At 69.2% G+C, this 1,095-nt stretch carries 2 protein-coding genes; both read left to right on the forward strand.

Annotated elements, in window-relative coordinates; translation table 11 throughout:
* A partial coding sequence (locus ACRWNP_RS37100) for a helicase associated domain-containing protein (protein WP_431969409.1) occupies positions 1-452 on the forward strand: 452 nt, incomplete at its 5' end.
* Between the two features lie 403 nt (positions 453-855).
* A partial coding sequence (locus tag ACRWNP_RS37105) for a transposase (RefSeq protein ID WP_431969411.1) occupies positions 856-1,095 on the forward strand: 240 nt, incomplete at its 3' end.

Genomic DNA, 1,095 nt, shown 5'->3' on the forward strand with positions numbered 1-1,095 from the left:
ACGTCGCCTGGCGGGAAGGACTGTCAGCCGCGACCGAGTGGGCGGCCGAATACGGGCATCTGCTGCCGCCCGCCACGGCGGTCTGGAACGGATATCCGGTGGGCACCTGGGCGAAGATCCAGCGGACCGCCGGACGGCTCGCGGACACCATCGCGCAGCGGCGCGAGGCGGGGCGGGGTGGGCGAATGGGTCGCTCCCTCGCGAGTCAGGAGACAGAACAGGGCCCCCGCCGGATCGGCAACCGGCTGGGGCCCTGTCGTCTCGGGAAGCGCTACAGGCTGTATCGGCGGACGTCCGGTCCCTTGCGCTTGTTGCAGATACGGACGTCAACACGCACCTCCCGGGTGTCAAGCCCCGCCCACGGCAATCAACCCCCGACGGATGGTTGCGGTCGGCACCTGGCCGGCGCTGCAGAGTGCCGACATGCTCTCCCAGTATGTGGTTCTTTCTGACGCCCCTCGTGCTGGTCGTCGCACTCGCCTCCTGGGTCGGCTGGAAAGCGCGCCGGCACGGCGAGCATCCCTACCGCGACGGCGCGGCCATGTCGCGGGACGTGCGAGATACCCGCCGCGACCTGCGCGCCTGGAGGGCGGGGTCCCTGGGGCACAGTGGCGAGGACATCTCATGGATGAGGAAGCGTCACTGATCAGCGGCCGCTTCTCTGAATTCGTCGTCGGTTCCGCCACGCGGCAGCTCCCCTCTTGGTCCGCGCAGCAGGCGCAGCCCGGTCAGGCCCTGGAGGGCAGACCTGCACCCGCACGGTGTCGGCGCCGGTCACCACCACATTCGCCCGGTCCGTGATCTGTGCTTCCCCTCGTAGCGTAGAGACCATGACTGGAGGGGAAGTTGGGAGTCATGGCGGAGAAGAGGCGGAAGTTCGACGCGGAGTTCCGTGAGGGGGCTGTGCGGATCGTCGCCGAGACCGGTAAGACGTTGGCCGAGGTGGCGCGGGATCTGGGGATCAACGAGACCACCCTGGCGACCTGGGTCTCACGGGCACGGCAGGCCGGCGCCACCAGGTCCGGGGAGAGCGAGGAGCTGGCGCGGTTGCGTCGGGAGAACCTGCAGCTCAAGCGGGACAACAAGGAGCTGGCG

The organism is Actinacidiphila sp. bgisy160, assembly GCF_965342435.1.
GTDB lineage: Bacteria > Actinomycetota > Actinomycetes > Streptomycetales > Streptomycetaceae > Actinacidiphila.